The 22,905-nt window shown below is 40.6% G+C and carries 30 protein-coding genes; 25 read left to right on the top strand and 5 right to left on the bottom strand.

Annotated features, from left to right (window positions below):
- Positions 1-268: 268 nt before the first annotated feature.
- The 6 genes from UE46_RS09350 to UE46_RS09325 all read left to right on the top strand — a co-directional run bounded on the left by UE46_RS09350 (position 269) and on the right by UE46_RS09325 (position 3,190).
- Positions 269-631, top strand: a complete 363-nt coding sequence (locus UE46_RS09350) for a hypothetical protein (RefSeq protein ID WP_036061789.1) — start codon at positions 269-271, stop codon at positions 629-631.
- On the top strand, positions 577-1,545 hold the full coding sequence (locus UE46_RS09345; RefSeq protein WP_143812880.1) for a hypothetical protein: 969 nt from the start codon (positions 577-579) through the stop codon (positions 1,543-1,545). The genes UE46_RS09350 and UE46_RS09345 overlap by 55 nt, the downstream gene beginning before the upstream one ends.
- A gap of 12 nt (positions 1,546-1,557) precedes the next feature.
- Positions 1,558-2,043 (top strand): C40 family peptidase, encoded by a 486-nt coding sequence (locus tag UE46_RS09340; protein WP_051492998.1) that lies wholly within the window; start codon positions 1,558-1,560, stop codon positions 2,041-2,043.
- An 11-nt stretch (positions 2,044-2,054) separates the two neighbouring features.
- Positions 2,055-2,399: a DUF3139 domain-containing protein gene (locus UE46_RS09335; protein ID WP_036061794.1), complete on the top strand. Its 345-nt coding sequence runs from the start codon at positions 2,055-2,057 to the stop codon at positions 2,397-2,399.
- Positions 2,400-2,427: 28 nt separating this feature from the next.
- Positions 2,428-2,766 (top strand): DUF3139 domain-containing protein, encoded by a 339-nt coding sequence (locus UE46_RS09330; protein WP_036061796.1) that lies wholly within the window; start codon positions 2,428-2,430, stop codon positions 2,764-2,766.
- Between the two features lie 82 nt (positions 2,767-2,848).
- Complete coding sequence (locus tag UE46_RS09325; RefSeq protein ID WP_036061798.1) at positions 2,849-3,190, top strand: DUF3139 domain-containing protein; 342 nt, start codon at positions 2,849-2,851, stop codon at positions 3,188-3,190.
- An 83-nt stretch (positions 3,191-3,273) separates the two neighbouring features.
- Here the strand turns inward: UE46_RS09325 and UE46_RS09320 are convergent, their stop codons facing one another.
- From UE46_RS09320 to UE46_RS09310, 3 genes are read right to left on the bottom strand one after another with little or no spacing between them, the layout of a single operon-like run.
- Entirely contained in the window at positions 3,274-3,768 is a 495-nt protein-coding gene (locus UE46_RS09320) for a cysteine hydrolase family protein (protein ID WP_036061800.1), read from the bottom strand.
- A gap of 15 nt (positions 3,769-3,783) precedes the next feature.
- Positions 3,784-4,209, bottom strand: coding sequence for an EVE domain-containing protein (locus UE46_RS09315; RefSeq protein WP_036061801.1), 426 nt, complete (start codon positions 4,207-4,209; stop codon positions 3,784-3,786).
- Between the two features lies 1 nt (position 4,210).
- Positions 4,211-4,660, bottom strand: coding sequence for a MarR family winged helix-turn-helix transcriptional regulator (locus tag UE46_RS09310; protein ID WP_036061803.1), 450 nt, complete (start codon positions 4,658-4,660; stop codon positions 4,211-4,213).
- A 405-nt stretch (positions 4,661-5,065) separates the two neighbouring features.
- Between UE46_RS09310 and alaS the strand changes: the two genes are divergently transcribed.
- The 4 genes from alaS (at position 5,066) to UE46_RS09290 (ending at position 9,010) form a co-directional block, all read left to right on the top strand.
- Positions 5,066-7,696, top strand: coding sequence for an alanine--tRNA ligase (gene alaS / locus UE46_RS09305; protein WP_036061805.1), 2,631 nt, complete (start codon positions 5,066-5,068; stop codon positions 7,694-7,696).
- Between the two features lie 319 nt (positions 7,697-8,015).
- Positions 8,016-8,285 carry an IreB family regulatory phosphoprotein gene (locus UE46_RS09300; protein ID WP_036061807.1) on the top strand — a complete coding sequence of 90 codons (270 nt, stop codon included), beginning with the start codon at positions 8,016-8,018 and terminating at the stop codon, positions 8,283-8,285.
- The gene (gene ruvX, locus UE46_RS09295) at positions 8,282-8,698 is read left to right on the top strand and encodes a Holliday junction resolvase RuvX (RefSeq protein ID WP_118907568.1); all 417 of its coding nucleotides are present in this window, start codon (positions 8,282-8,284) and stop codon (positions 8,696-8,698) included. The genes UE46_RS09300 and ruvX overlap by 4 nt, the downstream gene beginning before the upstream one ends.
- An 18-nt stretch (positions 8,699-8,716) precedes the next feature.
- Positions 8,717-9,010, top strand: a complete 294-nt coding sequence (locus tag UE46_RS09290; RefSeq protein WP_036061809.1) for a DUF1292 domain-containing protein — start codon at positions 8,717-8,719, stop codon at positions 9,008-9,010.
- A gap of 238 nt (positions 9,011-9,248) precedes the next feature.
- Here the strand turns inward: UE46_RS09290 and UE46_RS09285 are convergent, their stop codons facing one another.
- Positions 9,249-9,872, bottom strand: coding sequence for a DedA family protein (locus UE46_RS09285; RefSeq protein WP_036061812.1), 624 nt, complete (start codon positions 9,870-9,872; stop codon positions 9,249-9,251).
- Between the two features lie 178 nt (positions 9,873-10,050).
- Between UE46_RS09285 and mltG the strand changes: the two genes are divergently transcribed.
- The 6 genes from mltG (at position 10,051) to mtnN (ending at position 15,085) form a co-directional block, all read left to right on the top strand.
- Entirely contained in the window at positions 10,051-11,118 is a 1,068-nt protein-coding gene (mltG, locus tag UE46_RS09280; RefSeq protein ID WP_036061814.1) for an endolytic transglycosylase MltG, read from the top strand.
- 89 nt (positions 11,119-11,207) lie between these two features.
- Complete coding sequence (locus UE46_RS09275; RefSeq protein WP_036061816.1) at positions 11,208-11,858, top strand: O-methyltransferase; 651 nt, start codon at positions 11,208-11,210, stop codon at positions 11,856-11,858.
- Positions 11,855-12,487, top strand: a complete 633-nt coding sequence (gene udk / locus UE46_RS09270; protein ID WP_036061818.1) for a uridine kinase — start codon at positions 11,855-11,857, stop codon at positions 12,485-12,487. Before UE46_RS09275 ends, udk begins: the two co-directional genes overlap by 4 nt.
- 292 nt (positions 12,488-12,779) lie before the next feature.
- Complete coding sequence (gene greA / locus UE46_RS09265; protein WP_036061820.1) at positions 12,780-13,256, top strand: transcription elongation factor GreA; 477 nt, start codon at positions 12,780-12,782, stop codon at positions 13,254-13,256.
- Positions 13,257-13,677: 421 nt separating this feature from the next.
- Entirely contained in the window at positions 13,678-14,316 is a 639-nt protein-coding gene (locus UE46_RS09260) for a DUF1510 family protein (protein WP_411814723.1), read from the top strand.
- 94 nt (positions 14,317-14,410) lie between these two features.
- Positions 14,411-15,085: a 5'-methylthioadenosine/S-adenosylhomocysteine nucleosidase gene (gene mtnN / locus UE46_RS09255; RefSeq protein ID WP_036062035.1), complete on the top strand. Its 675-nt coding sequence runs from the start codon at positions 14,411-14,413 to the stop codon at positions 15,083-15,085.
- Between the two features lie 38 nt (positions 15,086-15,123).
- Here the strand turns inward: mtnN and UE46_RS09250 are convergent, their stop codons facing one another.
- Positions 15,124-16,929: a M3 family oligoendopeptidase gene (locus UE46_RS09250; protein ID WP_077912567.1), complete on the bottom strand. Its 1,806-nt coding sequence runs from the start codon at positions 16,927-16,929 to the stop codon at positions 15,124-15,126.
- A 182-nt stretch (positions 16,930-17,111) separates the two neighbouring features.
- On the opposite strand from UE46_RS09250, the gene UE46_RS09245 reads away from it, so the two are divergent.
- The 9 genes from UE46_RS09245 to UE46_RS09205 all read left to right on the top strand — a co-directional run bounded on the left by UE46_RS09245 (position 17,112) and on the right by UE46_RS09205 (position 22,888).
- Positions 17,112-17,633 carry a YqeG family HAD IIIA-type phosphatase gene (locus tag UE46_RS09245; protein ID WP_036061825.1) on the top strand — a complete coding sequence of 174 codons (522 nt, stop codon included), beginning with the start codon at positions 17,112-17,114 and terminating at the stop codon, positions 17,631-17,633.
- Positions 17,630-18,730, top strand: coding sequence for a ribosome biogenesis GTPase YqeH (gene yqeH, locus UE46_RS09240; protein ID WP_036061827.1), 1,101 nt, complete (start codon positions 17,630-17,632; stop codon positions 18,728-18,730). Before UE46_RS09245 ends, yqeH begins: the two co-directional genes overlap by 4 nt.
- 19 nt (positions 18,731-18,749) lie before the next feature.
- Complete coding sequence (gene aroE, locus UE46_RS09235) at positions 18,750-19,571, top strand: shikimate dehydrogenase (RefSeq protein WP_036061829.1); 822 nt, start codon at positions 18,750-18,752, stop codon at positions 19,569-19,571.
- On the top strand, positions 19,571-19,861 hold the full coding sequence (gene yhbY, locus UE46_RS09230) for a ribosome assembly RNA-binding protein YhbY (protein ID WP_036061831.1): 291 nt from the start codon (positions 19,571-19,573) through the stop codon (positions 19,859-19,861). Before aroE ends, yhbY begins: the two co-directional genes overlap by 1 nt.
- A 15-nt stretch (positions 19,862-19,876) precedes the next feature.
- Positions 19,877-20,446: a nicotinate-nucleotide adenylyltransferase gene (locus UE46_RS09225; RefSeq protein ID WP_036061834.1), complete on the top strand. Its 570-nt coding sequence runs from the start codon at positions 19,877-19,879 to the stop codon at positions 20,444-20,446.
- Complete coding sequence (yqeK, locus tag UE46_RS09220; RefSeq protein WP_036061837.1) at positions 20,439-21,014, top strand: bis(5'-nucleosyl)-tetraphosphatase (symmetrical) YqeK; 576 nt, start codon at positions 20,439-20,441, stop codon at positions 21,012-21,014. The genes UE46_RS09225 and yqeK overlap by 8 nt, the downstream gene beginning before the upstream one ends.
- 3 nt (positions 21,015-21,017) lie before the next feature.
- Positions 21,018-21,374, top strand: coding sequence for a ribosome silencing factor (gene rsfS / locus UE46_RS09215; RefSeq protein WP_036061839.1), 357 nt, complete (start codon positions 21,018-21,020; stop codon positions 21,372-21,374).
- 60 nt (positions 21,375-21,434) lie between these two features.
- Complete coding sequence (locus tag UE46_RS09210) at positions 21,435-22,166, top strand: class I SAM-dependent DNA methyltransferase (RefSeq protein WP_118907566.1); 732 nt, start codon at positions 21,435-21,437, stop codon at positions 22,164-22,166.
- Between the two features lie 104 nt (positions 22,167-22,270).
- A complete protein-coding gene (locus tag UE46_RS09205) occupies positions 22,271-22,888 on the top strand; it encodes a ComEA family DNA-binding protein (protein WP_036061841.1) in 618 nt (205 codons plus the stop codon).
- The last annotated feature ends 17 nt before the right edge of the window (positions 22,889-22,905 follow it).

Below are 22,905 nucleotides of genomic sequence, written 5' to 3'. Positions count from 1 at the left end.
TTTCTGAGAAAATCGAATTTAGAGCAAAGAAGTAATCAATAAAATCTTTTTATAGCAACGAATGAGATGATTTGTAGCATTAAAACAAAGTAGAATTTTCCTGTTAAAAATAATACATATAACCGAAAAACACCCGTTTAGCTCATAATGCTCAAAAAACCACAAGAAATTTATTGTAACAAGTGTTAAAAATGGATAAACTGGAAACAGGTGTCGCGAAACGATAGATAGCCTCACCAATATTAAGAGAAAAGGGAGATAGATCACCATGAAAAAATGGCTAATAATTTTTACAGTAATGATTTTGGCGTTAAGTCCACTCGCCAGTAATACGGCTATGGCGGAAGACGAGGTTACAAAACCAGCAGTAAGAATATCAGAAGAAAGAATACAATCACCGTTAGGAGAAGAGTTATTAGATTCTCCAGAGGGACAGTTTGGCAAAAAATTATTGAAAAGTCAATCGACGACACACGAGAAAATGAAATCGCCAGCTGTAGTCACAGAATCACTAGGGGTAGTGAAGGGGAACTTATCATTAGTTGGCCAAAAGCTACAGATGCGATTGGTTACAAAGTGGGTATATTTAATGGTAACACCTACGACTTTATCGATGTTGGAAATACAATAAGTTGGTCAACAAAAGGAAAAAATATTTGGCCTACTAAATCAGAACTATCAAATGGCAAGTACAACATACGTTCTGATGGACTTGGTAGCGAACTGCCCCTTGATCCTTCAAGTACGTATAAAACGGCTTATGCTGTTACTAAAAAGACAGACTATAGTACTAGATTGACCTATTTTGTACGTGTTATGGCGATATATGAAGATGGGGAAGGTCCAGTTTCGGATATTGTTGCTCCAATGATGCCGTTTGATGGGATATATTACACAGATGTCCAAACAAAATTAAATGATGCCAACACTGGGGCTACAACTTTATTTTGGGAAGCAGTGGAAGGTGCGGTTGGATACAAAGTGTGGGTATTTGACGGTAAACTGTATCATCCTTATGATGTTGGAAGTAGTTATAGTTGGAGTACAGAAAGTAAAGGAATTTGGCCAACGAAAACAGAGATTTCACAAGGTAAAAAAGGCTTACACCAAGATGGAAAGGGAGAAAATCTTTCTGTAGTTCCTAATGATGTTTATCAGGTAAACAACCCAGGTTTCCCAGAGGTTCCTAATTATTATTTACGTGTCACTGCATATGACGCGGATGGCGCAACAATTGCTTATCAAAATACACCACCAATTGTTTTGGAGGAGCAAGTAAAAAATCAATCGACGGATGATATTGATTTTCGAGAATTATATAACCAAGCTATTCAAGAAGGCGCGGTTGATGGGAGTACCAAGACATACGAACAGTTTGTAACCGATCAGGAGAATATATTACCGATTTATGAGAATGGCGTTGAGGAGTCTGCGATTGACAATACAATATCCGCAGAAGAATGGTTAGCTGGAAGTAATTATGGTGAAGCACCAGTAGCGAATGATATGGTGGAAGATATTACATTGCAGTTAAGGGCAACATAGAATGGATTTACAATGAAAAAAGGAGACATTTTAATTACAAATGCAACATCTGCTAAGGGGATTACCGGGCATGCAGCGATTGCAAATAGTGATAATTATGTTTTGGATATGCCTGGACCTTCAAAAAAATCGAAAAGTGATAATAATAGACAACTTCTTCTTAAAGAGTGGTTAAGCGATTATACAAGTGGTTGGATTAGAGCATATCGCTTAAAAGATCAGAGATTAGCACAGCAAATTGGGACTTACGCTGATAGGAATTTTTATTCAGCAAATGGTACGTCAACAAAGACGGTTCACATGCCGTACGATGTTTCAACATATCATTTGTATGAGAAAAAACCTAGCTATTGCTCGAAATTAGTATTTCAATCGTACTATTTTGGTTCTGGTAAGGTCGCTCTTATGAAACCGTATAGTGGATTTATTGGCCCATATGGATTGATTCGTGCAATTAATTGGCAATACCGGCCCGCAGAATATAAGGTATACAGGTAGGAGGAGAGCCAGTGAGGAAAAGTTTAATCTTAGTTACTACTTTAATTCTTATACTAGTTATAGTGGCAGTTTTTGTAGGTTTGCATTACAATAAAAAAGCTTATGCTGAAAGACAAATCGATGCCTTTATAGCTAAGCAAGGAATTCCTAAAGATAAAATTTATGATGAAAAATTTGTTTGGGATTGGAGTAAAAGTGGGGATTATGTCAAAAATTTTCACGTCGAAGGGGATGATCCTGCTATTTTGTATCAATATTTTTTCACGGAGAAAGGAAGCCTGATATTGTTTCGACCGTATACATCGACAACGGATTATCCTGATGTGAAATACCCTGCACCAACAGAGGAAAAGTAGTTTATACAAGGGATTGGAGTGATGTATATTGCGAAAACTAGTAATCGTAGGTATTTTGTTAGTCATAATGACTACAGTCGGGATGATGACGCTAAATCATTACAACACCAAAAGAATAGCGGAAGAAAAAATAGTGCAATATATAGAACAACAAAAAATCCCGAAAGAAAATATATACAACGAAACTTTTACATGGGACTGGGAAAATAGCGGACACTATATCAAGCAATTTAATGTAAAAGGCGATGATTCTAGAATAACGTATCAGTATAGTTTTATAGCAAAGGATAAACCCATTGTTTTTATCCCGTATACATCCACGGCGTTCGAAGTCAAAGTGAAATATCCAGCACCTGAAATAAAATAGGCAGGATTAAATTCTATTTTGCGAATCTAATCTTACTCATTTTAATATCAGATGTCGCAAGGATAGATAAGGAGTCAATGATTTGAAAAAATGGAGCATATTAGGAATCGTATGTATAGCATTAATACTAGTCACTTTTACGTTTGTAGCACTTCACTATAATAAAAAAGTATATGCCGAAAAACAAATTGATGATTATATTGAAAAGCAAGGAATTCCACATAAAGATGTCTATGATGAAAAATATGCATGGGATTGGCAAAAAAGCGGTTCTTATGTTAAAAATTTTCACTTAAAAGGAGAAGACCCTGAGCTTGTATATCAATATGTGTTCACTGCAAAAGGTCATCCTGTGATTTTTGGTCCATATTCACCATCAGGTGATTACCCAAAAACGAAATATCCAAAATTAAAGCAGAAATAAGATAGTAAACTATTAAGGTAGAAATTATCAAATTAGGCCGTCCTGATCCATTTCTTCGCAAAATGGATCAGGACGCTTTTTAATCACAAAAATGTCAAAAATCTCTTATCCCAAAGCGACTCATGATGCGCCATAATCGTTCCCGCATCCATCAAATCACTATCTGCCGTCGTATGCAATCCACGAACCATATAACAATCAAATCCCAGTCCATGCGCAAAACGAACCGTCGTATCTACACAATATTCCGTCTGTGCACCACAAAATTCGATTTTCTGGACATCTAACCCAGCAAGAATAGCGGGCAACTCCGTCTTATAAAACGAATTCGCATGCGTCTTATTCACATAGATATCATCCTGCCGACTGTCCATGTCCGGCATCAAGGCCCACGCATCACTGCCAATCACCAATTTCTCATCCACTTGCTGCACAAAAATAACCGATTTCCCAGCATCCCGATAACTCGCAATTCGTTGATTCACACCAGCCAATACACTTTCCAAATGAACTAACGGATAATCCACCGAATTCACACCATTTTGCAAATCAATCACAACCAAAACATCACTTATCATTCCGCGAAATCCTCCTTACGATTCATATTTCATCGGCAAACCCATCTGTTCGGCCAGCATCAAGAAGAAATCCTTATCAATCTCAAAATGCCCGTAACGAAGGGAAGAGCGATATTTCTGCCAAGCTTCTAGCTGTGACACCGCGCTGAGCGACACTTGTTTTGCACCTGGAAAGAAATCGACATCCTTACGATAGGGCACGAAGGTTTCCGTCATCGCAAATGGGTAAACATCCGCGCCTTTCACACGCCCAATCGCCGTAAATCGTTGACACTTCTCATCGCTGCCAAGCTCCTGTTTTGGACTATAATAAACCAACCAATCGCCAGGCTGCATCCGTTTCAGCGGCGCTTCTTTACCGTGACATAACTGCGAAAACCCGCCCTCCACACCACCCATCACATGATTCAAAGAAGCCACACCAATCCAATATTTCGTCATTTTAATCATCCTCTTTCGTTAGTTCTTGTAATGCCTGTTGAAAAAGTTCTGGTTCAGAAAGGTTCGCGAAAAACGTCGCGTCAATATTTTCTACAATCGGAAGTGCCATTTCCAGCTTCGCCTGTCCCGCCGTGGTGAGTGAAATAGCCTTAGCTCGCGGATCATTTTTGGCGATCGCTCGCGAAACAAGTGCCTTCTTCTCCAGCAATTTCAAAATTTGCGAGACCGTCATTACATCTATATCCGCCAATGTTGCAATATTTACTTGAAAAACTTCCTCGTCAGGTGAAGAAAGATAGCCAACTGCCGTCAAAACAACAAATTGGGGATGTGTTAAATCGATTTTCTTCAGTTGATGCTTCACTTGTGTGTGCCAATGGTTATACGCGCGTATGAATAAAAAACCAGTAGAACGCGAAGTATCTCGTCCAAAATTTGATGGAAAGTTCATTAAAACCCTTCTTTCTATATTGTATGTACACTTATTATATAACTTATTACTATATTGGTCAACCTAGCCCACTTCATTAATGATTGACAACAGCCCAACATATCCTTTATAATTTCAAGTATCATAAAATTAAAAATAGTGTGAGCTTAAAGAAACACGCGCGTTTGCAAGAGAAATGTTCCTATGGCTGGAAGAACATAAACGATAAGGCGATTTCTGTGCTACCTCACATCAACAAAGCTATTTTTCGTATTATCCGCGTTAAGGATTCTAAAGAGGTAATGATCAAGTCTTATATCATTGCAAACAGGGTGGTACCGCGAATATATTCGTCCCTGTATTGCGAGACGATATGAGGCTTTTTGTTTTGTATTCATGCTCGCGCAATCAAAAGGAGGAAATAAAATGAAACAATTAACCAGTGCTGAAGTAAGACAAATGTTCCTTGATTTTTTCCAGGAAAAAGGCCATAAAGTGGAGCCAAGTGCACCGCTCGTGCCAATTAACGATGCATCTTTGCTATGGATTAATAGTGGTGTCGCAACATTGAAAAAATATTTCGATGGTAGCGTGATTCCAGACAATCCACGGATTACAAATGCACAAAAATCAATTCGTACAAACGATATCGAAAACGTAGGGAAAACAGCGCGTCACCATACATTTTTTGAGATGCTGGGTAATTTTTCTATCGGTGAATATTTTAAAGAAGAAGCGATTGTTTGGGCATGGGAATTCTTAACGAGCCCGCAGTGGATTGGCTTTGACCCTGATAAGTTATATGTCACGGTATATCCTGAAGACGAAGAAGCAAAAATAATTTGGAAAGAAAAAGTTGGTTTAACGGACGATCACATTGTGCCGATTGAGGACAATTTTTGGGATATTGGCGAAGGTCCAAGTGGTCCAGACAGCGAAATCTTCTACGATCGCGGGGAAGCTTACGGAAATGACACGACAGATCCAGAATTATATCCAGGCGGCGAAAACGAACGTTATTTGGAAATCTGGAATCTAGTATTTTCGCAATTTAACCACAACGCAGATGGCACGTACACGCCACTTCCAAAGAAAAATATTGATACAGGGATGGGTCTAGAACGGATGGTTTCGATCATTCAATACGCGCCAACAAACTTTGAAACAGATCTATTCATGCCGATTATTCGTGAAGTAGAAATACTTTCAGGCGAAAAATATGGTCAAGATCCAGCAACAGATACAGCGTTTAAAGTTATCGCTGACCATGTTCGTACCGTTGCATTTGCGATCGGCGACAGCGCGTTACCGTCCAATGAAGGCCGCGGATATGTGTTGCGTCGCTTACTACGCCGTGCCGTTCGTTACGCTAAAAACTTAAATATTAACGAACCATTCATGTATAAACTCGTGCCTATCGTCGGCAAAATCATGAACAGCTACTATCCAGAAGTTGAAAATCAAACGGAATTTATCCAAAAAATCGTGCGTACCGAGGAAGAACGTTTCCACGAGACGCTAAACGAAGGCTTGGCAATTTTAGAAGAAATGATGGCTGCTGCAAAAGACTCAGGTCAAATGAACGGCGCCGATATTTTCAAATTATATGACACATTCGGTTTCCCAGTCGAATTGACAGAAGAATATGCAGAGGATAATGGCTTAACCGTTGATCATGCAGGCTTTGAAGCAGAAATGACGAAACAACGCGATCGTGCTCGTAACGCGCGTGCTGATGTTAAATCAATGAGTGTTCAAACTGAATTATTAACCAATTTGACAGAGAAAAGCACTTTTGTAGGTTATGAAACAACGACTGCTGCAACAGAAGTTCTCTATATTATCAAATCAGGTGGCCTAGCTGAAAGTGCGTCACGTGGCGATAAAGTCCAACTTATTTTCAAAGAAACACCATTTTATGCAGAAAGTGGCGGTGAAATCGCGGATCAAGGAACCATTACAAAATCAGGATTCCGAGCGGAAGTTTTAAACGTGCAAAAAACACCAAATAAGCAAAATATCCATGAGGTTCGCATTGAAGAAGGAAGTCTAAACAAAGGCGATCACGTCACGCTTAATGTTGATAAACACTCTCGTCGCGGTGTTATAAAAAATCATACAGCAACCCACTTACTTCATCGCGCGCTAAAAGATGTACTTGGGGATCACGTGAATCAAGCTGGATCTTTAGTAGAACCGAATCGTCTCCGTTTTGACTTCTCGCATTTCGGTCAAATCACAGATGCAGAACTGCAAAAAATGGAACATATCGTGAACCGCAAAATTTGGGAACAACTCGCAGTCGACATCAAAGAAATGCCGATTAAAGAAGCAAAAGAACTCGGCGCAATGGCACTATTTGGCGAAAAATATGGCGATGTAGTCCGCGTTGTCCGCATTGGCGATTACAGTATCGAACTATGTGGTGGTATCCACGTTAAAAATACATCCGAAATTGGGCTTTTCAACATCATTTCTGAGAGTGGAATTGGAGCAGGAACTCGCCGTATCGAGGCAGTTACAGGCGAATCAGCATATCGTTTCCTAAACCAACAAGAACATTATCTAAAAGAAACGGCGCACTTGCTTAAAGTAACACCAAAAGAATCGCCGCAAAAAGTGGAGCAGTTACATCAAGAAATGCGCGAATTAAAACGCGAAAATGATTCGTTGCTAGCTAAACTTGCGAACGCAGCAAGTGCCAATATTTTCAGTAATCCAGAAATGGTTGGCGGCGTACCAGTCATTGCGAAACAAGTGAACGCGAAAGACATGAACCAACTGCGTCAATATATGGATAATTGGAAAGAAACGAAGGCGAGCGGTATTCTAGTTCTTGGTGCAGCGCATGATGATAAGGTTAGCCTGATCTCAGCTGTTTCTGATGATTTAATTAAAGAAGGTTATCACGCTGGAAAACTATTGAAAGAAATCGCGACTCGTTGCGGTGGAAATGGTGGCGGACGTCCTGATACAGCACAAGCTGGTGGAAAAGACCCAGAGAAACTAGCTGGGGCGCTGGAGTTTGTTAAAGAATGGGTCGCTTCCCAACAATAAATCTCTCAGCGAAGCGACAAACGCTCATTTCCGTCGTTAAAAGCTGTGCTCCGATGCTCACGTACAAATCGTACGCTCCGCTTCGGTGCTCGCTTTTGCCTAGGAACTAAGCATTTGTCGCTCCGCTGAGGTTTGGAGGTTTGATCTTCGTTTAGAACATAAGAGATTTTAACTTTAAGACTTGGGACATTTGGAGTTGAGCTAGCGAAAATAAATGATTTGGTGGTTTGGTTAGCATCTTCTTTGTTATTTTCTTGGACTTAGTGTAAAATGAAGCATGGACAATAGTGATGACAAAAGAAAAGAGGTGCTGATCAAAATGGCTTCTGATAAAACAATGTTTTATAGCTTTGGTGACGATTCTATTGAAGAAGATGTTAAAATTCTGATGGGGAAAGTGTATGTAGCCTTAGAGGAAAAAGGATATAATCCGATTAATCAGATTGTTGGTTACTTGCTTTCTGGCGATCCTGCTTATATTCCGCGCCACAATGATGCTCGTAATTTGATCCGCCGTTTAGAGCGTGATGAAATTATTGAAGAATTAGTGAAGGCATATCTAAAAAACAATAAGATTGGTGACAAATGAGGACAATGGGATTAGATGTGGGCTCGGTAACGGTTGGTGTAGCTATCAGTGATGGGCTCGGTTGGACCGCACAAGGTATTGAGACAATTAAAATCAATGAACGCGCAAAGCAATTTGGCTATGATCGTGTTAAAGAGCTTGCCGCAGAATACGATGTCACAAAAATTGTCGTCGGTTGGCCAAAGAATATGAATAATACGGTTGGCGAACGCGCAGAAGCGTCAGAAAAATATGCGGAAGTATTGGAAAAACGCGTTGGTATTCCCGTTGTTTTATGGGATGAACGCTTGACCACTGCAGCAGCAGAACGCACATTGCTTGAAGCTGATGTTAGCCGTAAAAAACGTAAGAAAGTCATTGATAAGCTTGCAGCAGTTATGATATTGCAGTCTTATTTAGATTCAAATAATTAATTAAAAGAGGTGTCCATTATGACAGAAAATCACGAACATGATCACGAACATATCACAGTAGTAGACGAAGATGGCAACGAGGAGCTTTACGCAGTACTTTTCTCGTTCAATTCCGATGAGTTTGAGAAATCATACGTTCTTTATTACCCAGAAAGTTCCGATGAAGACGAAGAGATTGAATTACAAGCATCTTCTTTCATCGAAAATGAAGACGGTACGCAAGGTGAATTAAAACCTGTTGAAACCGAAGAAGAATGGGACATGATCGAAGAAGTGTTGGCAACATTCTTAGACGACGAAGACGCAGAATAATCGTTCAGAGGGCCGACAAACGCGCATCTGCGTCGTTAAAGCCTGCGCTACGATGCTCACGTATGTTTATACGTTCCGCTTCGGTGCTCGGCTTTGCCTAGCATCTGCGCATTTGTCGGCCCTCTGAGGTTTGGCGGGTACTACGCTTAATTTTGAAGTGATTCGGGGATTTTACTGCAAATAAAGAAGACGGGAAATTGGCACGGATTGTTTTGTGCTGACTCCTGTCTTCTTTTTGTTATGCGGTTGGTTTGCGTTTTTTGATGATTTTTACGATGAGGTAGACAACGATGATGACTAGAAGGGCTAGCATGGCGTAGCTGATTGGGCGGGTGTATTGTTCAACGACACTCCAATTGGCGCCTAGTTTGAAGCCTAGATATGTTAGGAAGATATTCCATGGGATACAGCCTAGAACGGTGTAGATGATGAATTTCCAGATGTTCATTTGGGCAATTCCGGCGGGGAGTGAAATGAAGGTACGGATGACCGGGAGAATGCGTCCGAAGAATACTGCTGAAGAGCCATATTTTTGGAACCAGCTTTCTGCGAGGTCTAAGTGTCCTACGTTTAGGAAAATATATTTGCCGAATTTCAAGACGAGTGCTCGTCCGCCGAATTTACCGATGTAATAAGCGATTAGGGATCCAACCAGGTTTCCAGCGATTCCAGCAAAGATAACGAGCCAGAAATTGAGATCGCCTGCTTCGGCCATGAAACCTCCGAAAAGCATAATAACTTCACTTGGGAGGGGAATACAGACACTTTCGATGACCATAGCCCAGAAAATTCCCCAGTGCCCGAAAAGATCAATTAATGTCATGACAAAATTCTGTAGTGCTTCAATAATGGAATGTAGCATAGATAGCCTTCTTTCAATAGAGTTCATTAGTCAATAGTGCTCCCTTATTATAGCTAAATTTGGCGAAAACGTCACGAATTTATATTTTTCTTATAAATGTAGTTGAACTATCATAGCGATTACCGTTATAATAGAAAAGAAAATGTTTCTAGCATAGACGAGTGAAAGAGGTTTAAATATGAAAAAATCTAAAAGCAGAATGATCACGATTATCATTTCAAGCATTGCTGTGATACTAGTTGCCATAACGGTAGGGGGCTATTTTTATGTTAATTCGCAGCTTCAAGCGGTAGATACAGCCGATAAAAAAGCAGTTATTGTCGACATTCCAGCAGGCTCAAAAGTGTCGGAAATCGGTGATATCTTGCAAAATAATAATGTTATAAATAGTAGTATGATTTTTACGTACTATGTGAAATATAAAAATGAGACGAACTTAAAAGCAGGAAAATATAAATTAAACCCATCCATGACAGTGGAACAAATCGTGTCGGAATTGAAAAAAGGTGAGGTAGTGGCGCCTTCAAAACTTGTCATACCAGAAGGTTATACGTTGGATCAAATTGCAGATCGGATGGTCAATTACCAACCAACGCTGAAAAAAGAAGACATTTTAAAAGTGATGGATGACAAGGCATTTATTAATGAATTAATCACGAAATATCCAGATACGGTGACAAATGATGTGTTAGCGGCGAACATTAAACACCCGCTAGAAGGTTATTTATACCCTGCCACGTATGAATTCTCGGGTAAAACGGATATTAAAACGATGATTTCAGATATGGTGAAGACAACAGATGCTAATATCGCGCAATATAAACCTGAACTCACGAAACAAAAAATGTCTGTGCATAAATTCCTAACAATGTCGTCTATTGTAGAAAAAGAAGCAACGGCAAATGTGGATCGTAATAAGATTGCAAGTGTTTTCTATAACCGCTTGAAGGCCAATATGCCATTACAAACGGATCCAACGGTGCTTTATGCGCTCGGTAAACATAAGTCGCGTACGATGTATAAGGATTTGAAAGTAGACTCTCCGTACAACACTTACAAAAATAAAGGTTTACCGCCAGGCCCAATTTCAAACAGTGGGAAAACATCGATGGAAGCTACCCTTCATCCAGAGAAAACAGAGTTCTTGTACTTCCTAGCAAACACGAAAACAGGTCAGGTATATTTTTCGAAAACATTGGAAGAACATAACAAACTAAAAGAAGAACATATTACCAGTAATAATTAATGATAGCATGCGATAAGCGTTTGTTCTTGGTCTTTCGGGACGTGAGAAACAGGCGCTTATCGTTAGTCTATTGAAGGGGAATTAGACCAGTGAATGATACATTAATTCATAATTACTTGCTCTCGCATATCCCAGAGCGCAAGCCATTTTTTATGGAACTAGAAGCGTATGCTAAAGAACATGAAGTGCCAATTATGGAAGTGGATTCGATGCATTTTATGTTACAGATTATGCAGATTCAACAACCAAAGCGAATTTTAGAAATTGGAACGGCGATCGGTTACTCGGCACTAAGAATGGCGGATGCTTTGCCAGACGTACATATTGTGACGATGGAACGCGATGAAGTAAGATACGACCGAGCTTGGCATAATGTCCGTGAATTTGGCGTGGAAGATCGAGTGGAAGTTTTACTGATGGATGCGTTAGAAGACAGTTCGATTGTTCTCGAAAAAGAGAACTTTGATGCCATTTTTATCGATGCAGCGAAAGCGCAGTACGCGAAATTTTTTAACGTCTATATTGATAAATTAGCGCCAAACGGGGTCATCTATAGCGACAATGTTCTATTTAAAGGCCTGGCGCTACATGATTCACCTCGTGCGCAACAAAAACAACGCGTTTCTAGAAAAATGCGCGAATTCAACGATTGGTTATTGCAAAATCCAGATTTCATTACGACGACTGTTCCTCTTGGGGATGGCCTTGCGATTAGTCGCAGAAAGGAAGGCGCGCAATGACAAAGAAGAAGCCGATAGTGGTTGGTGTGACTGGTGGGAGTGGTTCAGGAAAAACGAGCGTGAGTAAAGCGATTTATGATCATTTTACGGGACATTCGATTTTAATGCTGGAGCAAGATTTTTACTATAAAGATCAAGCGGAAATGGATTTTGAAGAGCGATTGCAAACGAACTACGATCATCCACTTGCTTTTGATACAGATTTGCTGATTCGCCACGTCAAACAATTATTACGTTATGAAGCGATTGATAAACCGGTATATGATTATGAACTCTATACGCGTTCGAATGAAATTATTCACCAAGAACCAAAAGAAGTCATCATTTTAGAAGGTATTTTGATTTTGGAGGATCCTAGATTGCGTGATTTGATGGACATTAAAGTGTATGTCGATACGGATGATGATATTCGGATTTTGCGGCGGATGGTGCGTGATGTAAATGAGCGTGGACGTACAATGGAATCTGTGATTGAACAATATTTAACGGTGGTCAAACCGATGTACCAGAAATTCATTGAACCAACGAAAAAATACGCTGATATTATCATCCCAGAAGGCGGCGAAAACAAGGTGGCCATTGATCTGATGACCACAAAAGTAGCGACGATTTTAGAAATGCACGTATAAATCGACGCTGTGGCTTGTAATTACACGTGAATTAAGATAAAATTTCACTATTGGACAAAAATTTGCTGGACATTTCCTGAGAATCATGTTAATCTTTCAGGCGTAAAGTAAATACATGTTGAGGTGTTTGGGGCGAAACTCACTTGCTCGCGAATCCATATATGATTAACATCCGTGTTTTATGATGATTCAATCATTATGTTTTGCGACGAATCAGGCTATATGATGCTGATTTATGTGAATTTTGTTCCAACCCTTTTCTAATAACATAACGATGAAGGAGAGAAAGCACTTGGCTACAGAAAAAGTATACCCAATGACATTAGAAGGTAAAGCAAAATTAGAAAATGAACTCAATGATTTAAAAACAGTAAAGCGTAAAGAAGTTGTAGAACGTATCAAAATTGCCCGTAGTTTCGGAGATCTTTCGGAAAACTCCGAGTATGATTCAGCAAAAGATGAGCAAGCGTTTGTAGAGGGCCGCATTACAACCCTTGAAAATATGATTCGCAATGCACAAATCATCGATGCAAACGCTATGAGCGGCGAAGTAGCACTAGGTAACACGGTGACTTTCGTAGAATTGCCAGAGGGCGACGAAGAAACTTACACAATCGTGGGTAGCGCAGAAGCAGACCCATTTGAAGGCCTAATTTCCAACGATTCACCAATCGCCAAAGCACTTCTTGGCTTTAAAGAAGGCGACGAAGTATCGATCCAAACTCCAGGCGGCGAAATGAACGTCAAAATCGTCAAAATAAGCGCTTAAAGCAAGGCGCAAGCAAAAAACAAAGAAAACCAACGCAAAACTTCAGCAGAGCGAGAACCGTTTATATTCTAGGCAAAGGCGAGTACCAGAGCGGAGCATACTTGGGTATGTTGACTGAAAACAGGGAGGGGGTCTTATCCCCGACCATGTGAGAAGTTATGCGAAACGAAGTGTAGAAGAGCACTGGAATAGAGTCTTAAACAAAGAGAAAAGCAGGTTCTCGTTGAGAACAAAAAACAAGTAGCAAACAAAGAAAACCAACGCAAAACTTCAGCGGAGCGAGAACCGTTTATATTCTAGGCAAAGGCGAGTACCAGGGCGGAGCATACTGGGGTATGTGAGCACTGGAACGGAGCCTTTAACGACGAAGATAGACGGTTCTCGCTCCGCTGAACAGAGGTTGGATGAGTAAGGTGGTGGCATTATGGACAAGAAATTACAAAAGGAAGAACAACAACGCATTGCCGAAAATCAAGTAGGAGCATCACGCTCTGAGCAGAATAGTAAACATAAAAAGACGAGTATTACTTTGAACGTTTTAATCGTAGTAATGATTTTAGCAATTATTGGCGTTTTATGGCTTGTTTTTTTTTTAACGGCTGATGATTCAAAAGATCAGGTAGAAACAAAGCCCGCAACAACGCAGACGCAAAAGTCGGATGAAACAAAAAAGGATGACTCGAAATCAGAGGACACCAAGAAGACGGAAGAGCAGACAACGGAAACAAGCGACGATCCTAATGTCTCAAAAGTTATTAAAAAAGATTGGAAACCAGTTGGGACGGAACAAAAAGGCGATCATGTAAATTCCTATGAAATGGATAGTCAAGATTGGGAAGAAAAAGTGAACGCATTTTCTGAGGCTACAGGTATTGCTAATGGCGATATGACAATTTGGTATGTCGGCCGTGGGGAAGAACCTGCTACGCAATCTATTGGAACGATCTCAACAAAAACGGATCCGGACAAAGCTTTCCGAGTTTACATTACTTGGGTGGATGGATCTGGTTGGCAACCTACAAAGGTAGAAGAACTAAAAACGAATGATAAAAGCAACTGATAAGACTGTGTTTCGGATGGATTATCCAATTCGAACACAGTTTTTTTAAAATGAAAGGGTGAGTGCAGTGGGGAAAATAGCGATTATTGGTGCGATGGAAGAGGAAGTCACGATTTTACGTGAGCAGATAGTGGGGCTCGAGGAAACAACGATAGCTGGTGCTGTTTTTTACACTGGGAGTCTGAGTGGCAAAGAGATTGTTTTACTGAAATCGGGAATTGGTAAGGTGAACGCGGCTTTATCAACAACGCTTTTGTGCGACCACTATGATATTTCGTTGATTATTAACACGGGTTCTGCTGGTGGTATTGGTGCTGAATTAGAAGTTGGGGATGTTATTATTTCGGATCATTTAGCCTATGGAGATGTGGATGCGACAGCTTTTGGTTATACATATGGACAAGTACCACAGATGCCTGCGCTTTATCAGGGCGATGAAGAGGCAATGCGCGTGGCACAACAAATCTACCAAGAAAACTTTTCAGAAGGAAATAAGGCAGTCTACGGGCTTGTGGTGACGACGGATTCCTTTATTCATCGACCAGATCAGCGAGAATTGATCACGACTTTCTTTCCTGAGGTAAAAGCGGTGGAAATGGAAGCCTGCGCGATTGCACAAGTAGCACATCAATTTGACGTTCCGTTTTTGATTATCCGGGCGCTTTCGGATGTGGCAGATAGTGAGGCTAGTGTGTCTTTTGATGAATTTTTAGTGACAGCAGCGAAGAATTCATCGGCTTGCGTTATTAAAATGATCGAACAATTATAAAAAAACGCCCGCTTTTTTTGAGTCAGCGGGCGTTATTATTATACTAGATCATTTGTAAGTGTTAGGAATTCTTCGACATCACTAACCGCTATTTCTAATGCGTCTTCCCAAAAATCTGGTTGGGTTAAGTCAATGCCGAGATGTTTTTGTGCAAGCTGTTCGGTTGTCATAGCGCCTGTGTCTTGCAATAAGGCGATATATTTATCTTCGTAGCCACTTCCTTCTGCAAGCGCTTGGTGATAAATTCCAAGAGAGAATAGGTAGCCGAATGTGTATGGGAAGTTGTAAAATGGCACGTCTGCAATGTAAAAGTGTAACTTGGAAGACCAGAATTGTGGATGGTATTCTGATAACGCATCTTGGAAGGCCTCTCGTTGTGCTGCTTCCATCAATGTGTTTAAACGGTCAGCAGAAACGATACCTTCTTTACGGGCTTCATAAAAACGTGTTTCAAATAAGAAGCGAGCGCGGATATCCATGAAAAAGGCGATACTGCGTCCGATTTTATCTTCTAACAGAATGATTTTTTCTTCTTTTGTTGCTGCTTCTTTAACAGAGGCATCAGCAATAATCATTTCGGCAAAAGTAGATGCGGTTTCAGCTACGTTCATCGCGTAGTTTGTATTTTCAAAAGGCTCTTCGCGAATAACGTGGGAATGGAAAGCGTGGCCCAGTTCATGCGCAAGTGTTGCAACAGTTCCAGGAGCGCCATCGTAGGTCATGAAAATACGACTTTCTTTCTCAGCCGGGAAGTCAGTACAAAAGCCGCCTGGACGTTTATTATCGCGGTCTTCTGCTTCAATCCATTGTTGTTCAAATGCATGTTTTGCAAAACTAGCCATTTTAGGACTGAACTTCGCGAATTGCGTCAAAATGAAATCGGCACCTTCTTGGTACGTATATTTTTTTGGCTCAGAATCTAGTGTCAATGGTGCAAACACATCGTGGAAACTCAATTTTTCGATACCAAATAGTTGTGCTTTGCGATTTAAGAACGAGACAAAAGTTGGTTTATGCTTTTCGATGACATCCCACATCGTACTTAATGTTTTTTCATCAAGGCGGTTGATTGCAAGTGGTTCGGAAAGGACATTATCCCATTTTCGCGTCCGATAAACAGCAAGTCGGAAACCGGCTAAATGATTGAGTGTGTCGCTGAATAGTTGTGATTTTTCTTGCCATGCTTTTCCGTAAGCTTCAAATACAGCGACACGAACGGCGCGATCAGGATGGCTCAGTAGATTAAGGGCTTGACCAGCGGAGACTAATTTCTCTTCACCATCAATGACAACAGGAACGCGGATGGTTGCAACCACAGTATCGTAATGATCAGACCAGCCACGGTAACCGTCAACATTTAATGCATTGATAACTGCTTCTTCCTCGCGTGTACCTTTTTTCTTACGATTTTCGCGTGCTTCATTCAAGACAAAGGCGATTTCGCTCAAGCCGTTTTCTTTCAATAAAGCATCCCATAAGGTATCAGGAATTAAGGCGAATTTTTCATGCCATTCATTTTCGATCGTTTCTAGTTCTGACAACTGTTGGTATACGCCACCGGTTAATTCGACTGCCTTTAAATCGCGTGTGTCGGCAGAAGATAAACATTCTAAAAAAGCCGCCGCATTCATAAGTTGCTTCGTAATATCTGCGTTTTGATTAATTAAAAGTAAAAATTCACTGACATCGTCTTTATTTTCTGGAATGGGCCAATCGCTCACCGCTTGTTTAAATAATTCGATTTCTTTCGTGGTCTCAGAAAGTGTTGCGGCTAAAGATTCCGAGCCACTTCCGCCTGAATAAATCGAATCCAAATCCCAGATTAATGCATAGTTTTTTGACATCATAATCCCCCTATAGTTCCGTATTTTCCACTTCATTATAGCACTTATCTCAGATTTTTTTGTAAAATAAGCGGAAAGATGTTAAAATTTATAAGGATTACATGTAAACGTGATTGTTTGGCATTCAAAAAGGATGATGTCAAAACACTTTTTAACCCACTAAATAAAAAGAGGTGCCTATTTTGCTGAAAAATTTTTCACCGGATAAAATGTTAACATCACCATTTGGTATCACCGCGGACCAATTGCGAAAAATGGGGAAAACGACGGTATTAACAGATTTAGACAATACATTACTTGCCTGGGACCAACTGGATGCGACTGACGAAATTTACAACTGGTTTCGGATTCTAGAGGAAGAGGGCATCAAAGTAATGATCGTGTCGAACAATAATGAGGAACGTGTGAAACGAGTGGCTGTTGCAACCAAAATTCCTTACTTGGCGAAGGCGAAAAAACCACTTGCCGCTGCGTACAAAAAAGCACTAGCTGATTTGGGTTCAACACCTGAGGAAACAGTCATGATTGGCGACCAAATTATGACGGATATTTTCGGTGGTAATCGCCAAAAATTAATGACCGTTTTTGTGCGCCCAGTGAAAGATACAGACGGTTTTGCGACGAAGTTCAATCGTTTTATGGAACGCATTATTTTAAAAAGACTAGCTAAAAAATCAGAATTAAAATGGGAGGATTCTCTGTGACTGAAGAACTTAGATGTATTGGCTGTGGAGCCGTGATTCAAACCACTGATAAAAATCAACCTGGCTATGCGCCGGAATCTTCATTAGAAAAGGAAGACATTATTTGTCAGCGCTGTTTCCGTTTGAAACATTATAACGAAATTCAAGATGTCCCGCTGACCGACGATGACTTTTTGAAAATATTAAATCAATTAGGAACGAAAGAAGCGCTGATTGTTTATGTTGTCGATATTTTCGATTTTGACGGCAGTTGGCTACCAGGTTTGCACCGTTTTGTTGGGAATAACCCCGTATTGCTTGTCGGAAATAAAGCCGATTTGTTACCTAAATCATTGAAACGCGAACGCTTAACACAATGGATGCGTGGCCGTGCACGTGAACTTGGCCTTGCACCAACCGATTGTGTATTAGTAAGCGCTGAAAAAGGCCAAGCATTTGACGTTTTACTTGAAAAAATAGAAGAAGAACGTGCTGGACGTGATGTTTTTGTTGTTGGCTGTACAAATGTTGGTAAATCAACGCTAATCAATCGTATTATCAAAGTTGCCACTGGTGAAAATGATGTAATTACAACATCTCAATTCCCTGGTACGACGCTTGATAAGATCGAAATTCCGCTTTCCGATGGTAGTGTTCTGGTAGATACGCCAGGAATCATTAACCATCACCAAATCGCGCACGTTATCGATACCAAAACGTTAAAACTAGTATCACCGAAAAAAGAAATCAAACCCGTTACCTACCAATTAAATGAGGAACAAACCTTATTTCTTGGCGCATTGGCACGATTTGATTATACAAGCGGTGGCAGAAGAGCGTTCGTTGTTTATACATCGAATAACTTGATGATTCATCGTACAAAATTGGAAAAAGCCGATAATCTGTACGAAACACAAGCTGGTAAACTGCTACAACCACCTGGTGAAGAAGACATTGAAACGCTACCGAAACTCGTGCCTTATACTTTTTCGGTTAAAGAGAAAGCGGATATTGTATTCTCTGGTCTTGGCTGGATAACCGTTTTAGAAGGTGGAGCAAAAGTAACAGCTTGGGTTCCAGAAGGCGTGAGTGTTTCGATTCGTCGTTCCATCGTGTAATAAAAGGAGGGCTCCCACAATGAAAGAGTTATATTGCGTTATTGGCAATCCCATCGCGCATTCGTTGTCTCCTGTGATGCATACGGCGCTATTGGAGCAGAACAAGATCGACGCGAGTTTCGTTCCTTTTTTAATAAAAGAAGGCACGTTTACAACCGTCATGGAAGGACTAAAAGCACTCGGGATTAGTGGATTTAACATTACTAGCCCGTTTAAAGAAGATATTTTACCGTTTTTAGATGAACTTGATCCAGAGGCCGAATCTTGCGGGGCAGTAAATACTGTCGTCTCACAAAATGGGCGTTGGAAAGGCTTTAACACAGATGGTATCGGTTATTTGGAAGGTTTGCAGGATATTCGAGCAATCACAGAAGCAGATCGAATTTTAATCGTTGGTGCAGGCGGGGCGAGTAAGGCGATTTTCCAAGCACTGACGCACCACACGGATGCGCGTTTAACCGTTGCTAATCGAACGCTTGAGAAGGCGGTGCAAATGGTAGAAGGAACAGCGCATAAAGCCATTAGTTTAGCGGATGCGGAATCCCAAATTGCCAATTATACCATCGTTATCCAAACAACATCATCAGGACTTACAAAAGAAAATGCCAACTTACCTATCAGATTACATGATTTGACCGCAGGAACGATCGTGTCAGATATCATCTATAACCCAGCACAAACCCCGTTCTTAAAAGAGGCAAAAGCATATGGTGCCGTTACTCAAAACGGTTTGCCGATGTTTGTTAATCAGGCAGCGATTGCCTTCGAACTTTGGACAGGGAAAAAAGCAGATCGTGATCTCATGCGAGAAATCGTATTGAAACAATTAGGAGGAAAATAATGTTAACGAATGTACAAAAGCGTTTTTTACGTAAAGAAGCTCATGATATCGATGCCATTTTTCAAGTAGGAAAAGGCGGCGTAGCACCAAATCTAATTAAGCACGTTGCAGAAGCAATTGAAGTTCGCGAGCTTATCAAGATCTCAATTCTACAAAACTGCGAGCAACCAAAAGAAGAAGTAGCAGAGATGATCAGCTCACGCTCAGGTTCAGAAATCGTGCAAGTCATTGGCCGCACGATCATACTCTACAAAGAATCTAAAAATAAAAAACAAATCCAATTGCCGTAAGAAGGTGTATCTGATTTGAAATCGAAAATCGGTATTTTAGGTGGTACATTTGATCCGCCACATCATGCGCATTTAATCATCGCAAACGAAGCACGTATAAAATTGGGGCTTGAGAAAGTGATTTTCTTGCCGAATGCCGTTCCTCCGCACAAACAAAAAAGTGGTCTGACAAGCAACGCTGATCGCCTAAAAATGATCGAACTTGCCATCGCTGACAATTCTTTTTTTGAAGTGGATGACCGTGAAATGCACCGCTCAGGCAAGTCTTATACGTATGATACGATGATTGAAATGACAAAGGAGTTCCCAAATGCCGCTTTTTCCTTTATAATTGGCGGAGACATGGTTGAATATTTGCCGAAGTGGTATCATATTAATGAACTGATAAAACTTGTAAGCTTTGTTGGCGTGAATCGACCTCATTATTCAGAGGACAGTCCTTATAACATTGAAACGATTCGTGTTCCAGCGATGGACATCTCGTCTGCCATGTTACGAGAGCGTTTGGAAAACGGACTGCCAATCGATTATTACGTTCCAAGCCAAGTGAGCAAGTATATAAAGGAGCATCATTTATATGAATAGAGAAGAAATATTAGAAGCAGTCAAAGAAGCGATGCCTGAAAAACGTTTTATTCATACACTTGGCGTTGAAAAAACAGCTTTAGAGCTTGCCGATCACTATAAAATAGATCGAAACAAAGTGAGCCTTGCTGCGCTGTTACATGATTATGCAAAATATATGGACAAAGAAGCGATGATGGCCGTTATGGTGGAACAAAAAATGGATCCGAAATTATTCACCTACAATCAAGAACTTTGGCATGCACCAGTTGGCGCGTTTTTTGCCAAGACAAAATTTGATGTAGATGATGAGGATGTTTTGCAAGCTATTTCTTGCCATACGACAGGAAACGCAGCGATGACAACACTCGACAAAATTCTTTATTTAGCTGATTATACAGAACCGAATCGCTCTTTCCCAGGAGTTTACAAAGCGCGTCGTCTTTCTTTTGACTCGCTTGATAAGGCTATGTTATTTGCTTTGGCGAACACAATCACGTTTTTAATTACGAAAAGACAACCCATTTTTCCAGATACATTCGATGCTTACAACTATTTTGCACGTTTACAAATTGAAGGTGAGGTATAACTATTGAAAAGTCATGATTTATTAATGTTAACCGCAAAAGCAGCGGACGATAAACGCGCAGAGGACATTTTAGCGCTGAATATGGAAGGACTATCCGCATTTGCCGATTATTTCGTCATTTGCCATGGTAACTCCGACAAACAAGTACAAGCCATTGCCCAAGAAATCAAAGAACAAGCGAACAAAAACGATGTAGAAGTGAAACGTTTGGAAGGCTTCGACGCTGCCAAATGGATCTTAATCGACCTAGGAGACGTTATCGTTCACGTTTTCCATAAGGATGAGCGTAGTTACTACAATCTTGAAAAACTATGGGGAGATGCTCCGCTTGAAGATGTACGCGAAGCATTTACTGTATAATAAAACGAGAAGGGGGCTTTCATTGGCTCCTTTTTTTGTGGAGAGGAGTTGCGATAAGTTATGAGTTATGAATATTTCCCGAATTTCTATGATCTCCTGATGGACGAGGAGCTGTATGACGACTGGTTTTCATTCGCGACGCCCTATTTGCCAAAAGAAGGCGGAAAAGTGCTTGACGTCGCTTGTGGGACCGCTGAGCTTGCTGTGCGTCTAGCTAAGCGTGGATTTGAAGTCACAGGTGTAGATTTATCCGAAGAAATGCTGAGTGTGGCAAGTGAAAAGGCATTTCAGGAAGAAGTTCCTTTAACGTTATTGCAGCAGGATATGTCAGAGCTGGAAAAACTAGACACATTTGATCTAGTGACGTGCTTTTGTGATTCACTAAACTATTTGGAGACGGAAGAGGCTGTTCATGGGACGTTGCGCAGTGTATATGCTAATTTAAAAGAAGACGGCATATTTTTGTTTGACGTTCATTCTGTCTATAAAATAGACCAACTTTTCAAGGATTATAGTTATGGTGACAGTGATGAGGAGGTTTCGTGCATTTGGAATTCGTTTGAAGGTGAGTTTCCGCATTCCGTTGAACATGAACTAACATTTTTCAAACAAAACGAGAACGGTAGCTACGATCGCTTTGACGAGCTACATAAAGAGCGTACTTACCCCGTAGAATGGTACAAAAAAGCAATAGAAGCAGCGGGATTTCGTAAAATAAAAATTTGCGCGGATTTCACAGATTTTGAACCCACTGAAACAAGCGAAAGAATCTTTTTCATATGTGAGAAATGACTTTTTACCGTCATTTCTCTTTTTTTGTGTTTTCGAGCTTCTAGAGGAAATAAAGGAAAAAGAGGAGAGAGCGCGAATATAAATACTAAAGGCAGGTGATAAGAATGTTGGAAAAATGGCAAGCTTACAAGAAATATATCATTGGTGTCGCGGTATTACTCGTAGCTATCGGTCTATTCTTTTTTAATCAGGATCAAGAGGAAGCCGCAGTCCCAACGGCAGCCGTGGCAAAAGAGGAAACACCAGTAAAGGAAGCGAAAGGTACAGATGTAGTGTCGACAAAGATGCTCATTGTCGATGTAAAAGGCGCTGTAAATAAGCCAGGCGTTTACGAACTGGCTCCGGATAGTCGCGTGAAAGATGCTATTTTAAAAGCAGGCGGTTTGTCATCAGAAGCAGATGTGAAGCTGTTAAACATGGCTCAAAAAGTGACGGATGAGATGGTTGTCTATGCAGGGAAAGTAGGCGAAGAAGGTCTAACCCCGGTGACAACAACAGCTGGTGCAGAGGCGACAGGCACAGATAGCAGTAAAATCAATATAAACACAGCAGACGCAACAGCATTACAGACTATCCCAGGAATCGGAGCAGTAAAAGCCCAAGCTATCATAGATCATCGCGAAAAAGAAGGACTATTTACAACCATCGCTGACCTTGCAAAAGTATCAGGAATTGGTGCTAAAACAGTAGAACGATTGAGTGAACATATTACAGTGGAGTGATAAAGCTATTGACGCGG

Origin of the sequence: Listeria weihenstephanensis (genome assembly GCF_003534205.1) — a bacterium.
Lineage (GTDB): Bacteria > Bacillota > Bacilli > Lactobacillales > Listeriaceae > Listeria_A > Listeria_A weihenstephanensis.
The sequence above is the reverse complement of the archived record's forward strand: the minus strand, read 5'-3'. Positions and strand labels throughout refer to the sequence as shown.

What these genes read in the sequence shown, in the direction of transcription:
- yhbY (WP_036061831.1), top strand. Translation starts at nt 19,571, where the DNA reads ATGTTAACGAATGTACAAAAGCGTTTTTTACGTAAAGAAGCTCATGAT.
- UE46_RS09320 (WP_036061800.1), bottom strand. Translation starts at nt 3,768, where the DNA reads ATGATAAGTGATGTTTTGGTTGTGATTGATTTGCAAAATGGTGTGAAT.
- UE46_RS09210 (WP_118907566.1), top strand. Translation starts at nt 21,435, where the DNA reads ATGAGTTATGAATATTTCCCGAATTTCTATGATCTCCTGATGGACGAG.
- UE46_RS09315 (WP_036061801.1), bottom strand. Translation starts at nt 4,209, where the DNA reads ATGACGAAATATTGGATTGGTGTGGCTTCTTTGAATCATGTGATGGGT.
- aroE (WP_036061829.1), top strand. Translation starts at nt 18,750, where the DNA reads ATGAAAGAGTTATATTGCGTTATTGGCAATCCCATCGCGCATTCGTTG.
- ruvX (WP_118907568.1), top strand. Translation starts at nt 8,282, where the DNA reads ATGAGGACAATGGGATTAGATGTGGGCTCGGTAACGGTTGGTGTAGCT.
- UE46_RS09250 (WP_077912567.1), bottom strand. Translation starts at nt 16,929, where the DNA reads ATGTCAAAAAACTATGCATTAATCTGGGATTTGGATTCGATTTATTCA.
- mtnN (WP_036062035.1), top strand. Translation starts at nt 14,411, where the DNA reads ATGGAAGAGGAAGTCACGATTTTACGTGAGCAGATAGTGGGGCTCGAG.
- UE46_RS09310 (WP_036061803.1), bottom strand. Translation starts at nt 4,660, where the DNA reads ATGAACTTTCCATCAAATTTTGGACGAGATACTTCGCGTTCTACTGGT.
- UE46_RS09340 (WP_051492998.1), top strand. Translation starts at nt 1,558, where the DNA reads ATGAAAAAAGGAGACATTTTAATTACAAATGCAACATCTGCTAAGGGG.
- UE46_RS09350 (WP_036061789.1), top strand. Translation starts at nt 269, where the DNA reads ATGAAAAAATGGCTAATAATTTTTACAGTAATGATTTTGGCGTTAAGT.
- mltG (WP_036061814.1), top strand. Translation starts at nt 10,051, where the DNA reads ATGAAAAAATCTAAAAGCAGAATGATCACGATTATCATTTCAAGCATT.
- UE46_RS09205 (WP_036061841.1), top strand. Translation starts at nt 22,271, where the DNA reads ATGTTGGAAAAATGGCAAGCTTACAAGAAATATATCATTGGTGTCGCG.
- UE46_RS09300 (WP_036061807.1), top strand. Translation starts at nt 8,016, where the DNA reads ATGGCTTCTGATAAAACAATGTTTTATAGCTTTGGTGACGATTCTATT.
- UE46_RS09290 (WP_036061809.1), top strand. Translation starts at nt 8,717, where the DNA reads ATGACAGAAAATCACGAACATGATCACGAACATATCACAGTAGTAGAC.
- UE46_RS09285 (WP_036061812.1), bottom strand. Translation starts at nt 9,872, where the DNA reads ATGCTACATTCCATTATTGAAGCACTACAGAATTTTGTCATGACATTA.
- alaS (WP_036061805.1), top strand. Translation starts at nt 5,066, where the DNA reads ATGAAACAATTAACCAGTGCTGAAGTAAGACAAATGTTCCTTGATTTT.
- yqeK (WP_036061837.1), top strand. Translation starts at nt 20,439, where the DNA reads ATGAATAGAGAAGAAATATTAGAAGCAGTCAAAGAAGCGATGCCTGAA.
- udk (WP_036061818.1), top strand. Translation starts at nt 11,855, where the DNA reads ATGACAAAGAAGAAGCCGATAGTGGTTGGTGTGACTGGTGGGAGTGGT.